The sequence below is a fragment of the Cellulophaga sp. genome (assembly GCF_039943695.1).
Lineage (GTDB): Bacteria > Bacteroidota > Bacteroidia > Flavobacteriales > Flavobacteriaceae > Cellulophaga.
In genome coordinates this window covers 1-3,736 of sequence record NZ_JBDVAA010000050.1, presented here as the reverse complement: position 1 = coordinate 3,736, position 3,736 = coordinate 1, and the positions used below count along the sequence as shown (strand labels likewise).

At 31.0% G+C, this 3,736-nt stretch carries 3 protein-coding genes; 1 reads left to right on the top strand and 2 read right to left on the bottom strand.

Features of this window, described 5'->3' with window-relative positions; translation table 11 throughout:
* Positions 1-438: hypothetical protein (locus tag ABJD66_RS03870; protein ID WP_348128439.1), on the top strand; the 438-nt coding region annotated here is incomplete at its 5' end.
* Between the two features lie 77 nt (positions 439-515).
* Here ABJD66_RS03870 and ABJD66_RS03865 read toward each other — a convergent pair.
* A complete protein-coding gene (locus ABJD66_RS03865; RefSeq protein WP_348128436.1) occupies positions 516-2,615 on the bottom strand; it encodes a hypothetical protein in 2,100 nt (699 codons plus the stop codon).
* 70 nt (positions 2,616-2,685) lie between these two features.
* Positions 2,686-3,736: Mur ligase family protein (locus tag ABJD66_RS03860; RefSeq protein WP_348128433.1), on the bottom strand; the 1,051-nt coding region annotated here is incomplete at its 5' end.

Sequence of the window (3,736 nt, the reverse complement as noted above, 5' to 3'; positions counted from 1 at the left end):
CTTACTAGGCACAAAGAACTAGATAATGATATTGAAGAATACAGAACTTCTGTTTTAGCTGTTAAACAATATTTATCTGAGACTAATAGTGAGTATTACACCGCAGAATTAAATAAAGTAATTGCTAATGAAAAAACATTTATAAACTCTGGTAATAAATACATAATACGTTCTAAAATTAAAGAATTAGATGCTATTAGAAATGCACTTTTTACCGCTGATGACTCTAACTTTATAGGTCCGTTTTTTCATTACAAATCTATAGATCATTATCCAGACCAGAACAAGGCAGATATGTTAATTGCAGAAGGTGATAAGGCTCTAGAAAACAGACAATACAAAGTGGTAAAACAAGTTGTATACCAGCTTGCTAATATGTTACCAGATGATAAACCAAAAACATCTTTTGGCAACCAAGACAAAACTGGTTTAAGCTAAAATTAAGTTAACTGTATTATAAAAAAAGAACGGCTGAATTAAATTCAGCCGTTCTTTTTTAGTATTTAATAGTTTTATTAACTCTTATTTTCATCATACTCAATATCCACTAAGGTTACTCCTAAAGGGGTAATATTTATTTCTGGTTTTACACCTAAATATGTTATGGTAAAGCTTTTCTTAGATAAGTCTTTACCTATTTTAGACGAGTTCTTAAAAAATCCGTTAGGAGAATTTATAGTAGAATTTGTATCTACATCTTTATGCTGATAAAAGTAAGATCCCATATAAATATATAAGGTATCATCTTCATCATGCAAGTTTAACGTTACAGAAGTATTCTTTTTTATATATGTAGCCTGATCTCTACTTAGCTCTGTGTTTACACCAAAAAGGATTACGTCTTCTGCACTAGTATTATTAACCACAACCTCATAACCGGTAATAGAATTACTTTTAATACTCTTAAATATTCTAGGAAAAGGGTTTGCCCCTGTTTTTAAATTCTTTAACCTCCATTTTACAGTACTAACATCTTCTCCTTTAAATAAGTTTGCAAAAAATGGCGTTTTATTTTCTCTTAAAACACTTTCACTTGGCTCTTCATAATATCTATGTGGCTCGCTATCCATAATTATAGTTTCTTCAACCTCCTCAACTTCTTCTACCTCTGGAGGTAAAATTTTATGAGGCTCTAAATGGTAAAACACATCTGTAAAAACAATATCATTATCATAGACAACAATATTGGGGTCTGCTCCTAAACTATCTATAACGTATTTATTTTTTAAAAAACTTAGTTCTTTTTCATTTACACTTTTAAAGTACTTTTTACTAGCACTTAATTTTGTAGAAGATCCATAGGTTTCTCGTTTTAAACTTTCGCTACCCACAAAATCATCACCCATATAAAAAACCAATTCTTCTAAATAGTTTTTATTCATTATTTTAAAAGAATCGTTAGGTCTTGTATAAGCTGCGTAGTCTGAATTTATAACGTTAAAATGCTCAAAAAGAATAAAAGGTCTAGTTCTTTTGTTTAACACTTTTATAAAGTCGCCAGATCTTAGCCCTTCATTACTTTTAAAAGAAGCTGTGTATGGTGTAGTTCCAGATTTTATAATTATTTTATTATTTATATCTAAACTATCATTTTCTGCTTTGTGTATTAAGTCTGAATAAAATGCTGTTTTATCATCCTCATAAGAAAACTCTAACGTAGGAATTTTATAACTAGGAGAACTGTATGTAGAGTAATTTGATGATGATGAAGACGATGTAAATATACGCCCTACTCTTACTAAAAATATCATAATCCCAATAACAATTCCAATTGCTTTTAAGCCTGAAAAAGACGAACCAGAACTTTTATCTGTTTGTCTACTATTAGGCCTTTGCTGGCTTTGTCCTCCTTGATGAAGACTCCCTACTTGGTTTGCTGCTTTCGCATAAAAATCTTTTATTTCTTGACTAGTAACTTCTATTAACTTAAAATTACGAAAAGCTCTTTGTACCTTAGGAAACTCAGAATAAGTATTCTTTGTTATATTGTAATAATCTATCATAGCACTTACATAGTCCATTTTAGATTGAGAAATTACCCCTAAAGAAACTGTATTAAGCAAATAAATATAGCTTTTATAAGCAATCTCTGGGCACCTACTCATTAAATCTCCATTAGACGATACTTTAATTTTTTCAGTAATAATATCTGCTTGTGATTTTATATAACGGTAATATGTAGATAAAAGATTATCTGTAAAAAGCTCCTTACGTTGCATAGCCTTAATAATGGTATCGTACTTTTTTGCAGTAAAGTCCGTTTTTACCATTTTCATAAAATAAGCTTCAAAATAAGGCTCTAGAAACTCTTTTATATTTGGTGTATCTGCTAATAAAGCAGCATCTATAATAAATGTTTTTTCACCACTATCTTTACCTGTGGTAATAAACTGTTTTAAATAACTGTGTTTTTCTACAAAGTAGACAGACTTTTTCTCTTCTTCGCTAGAGAGTTGTTTTACTATGCTACTTACCTGCTCTGGGTTGTAGGCATTAGCGCCAGAACGCAATCTTTGTATTTTTAATGTCTTTTCTAGTCTTATAATTCCTCGGCTATCCAAGTTCATAAGTTCGTCCAGAGAAAGTCCTAAAAGGTCAACAGGAGAAATATACATAAGTAAGTTTAGATATTCTTTTAACGAAAATATCTAAACTTTATGATGTATTTACTTAAAAAAGAAAAAATTACTGTTTTATAAGTGTTTTAAAATCGTTTAAATCTAAACCACCATAATTACCAGAACTCATAAACAAAACAACAGAGTTGTTGTAATCTTGTTTATTTACAAGGTCTTTAAAAGCTGCTGCATTAGTTAAAATTTGCAAATCATCTCTTTTAAAAGCATCTTTAATTTGTTGTGGACTAACAGGATCTAATTTTTTTATAGCTACAGATTCTGGAATATAAAAAACTACTGCTACATCTGCAGCATCTAAAGCACCTTTGTACTCTTTTAAAAATTCAGGATTAAAACTACTGTATGTATGTAGCTCTAAAAAAGCTATTAATTTTCTGTTTGCATATTGTTCTTTAACTGCTTTTGTAGTGGCTGCCACTTTACTTGGTGAGTGCGCAAAATCTTTATAAGCAACACACGTTTTACTCTCTGCAATTTTCTCTAGCCTTTTAGAAGCTCCTTTAAAAGTAGCTATTGCCTCGTAAAAATCGTCTTCGTCTATTCCTATGTTTTGGCAAATCCATTTTGCACCTGCTAAATTACTTAGGTTGTGTTTACCAAAAACTTCTATTGGCATAGGACCTTCTGGGGTTTCTAACAAGGTTTCGCCATCTTCAATAGTATATTCTGGAGTTGAGTATCCTAACTTACGTATTGGGTTTTCAGATGCTTCTACAACTTTAACTACTTCTGCATCTTCTTCATTGTAAGTTATGCTTCCTCCTTTAACAATACTATCTACAAATATTTTAAATTGCTCCACATAGTTTTCAAACGTTGGAAAAACGTTAATATGGTCCCACGCAATTCCGCTTAACAAAGCAATATTAGGCTTGTACAAATGAAACTTTGGTCGCCTGTCTATAGGAGAAGACAAATACTCATCGCCCTCTAAAATAATAAAGTCGTTTTCTTCTGTTAAATGCACCATTCTATCAAAACCATCTAATTGTGCACCAACCATATAATCTACTTCTCTGCCGTGGTAATTAAGCACGTGCAAAATCATAGATGTAATTGTTGTTTTTCCGTGGCTACCGCCTATAACAACTCTTGTT

Coding starts and splice junctions, on each gene's coding strand:
- ABJD66_RS03865 (WP_348128436.1), bottom strand. CDS start 2,615: ATGTATATTTCTCCTGTTGACCTTTTAGGACTTTCTCTGGACGAACTT.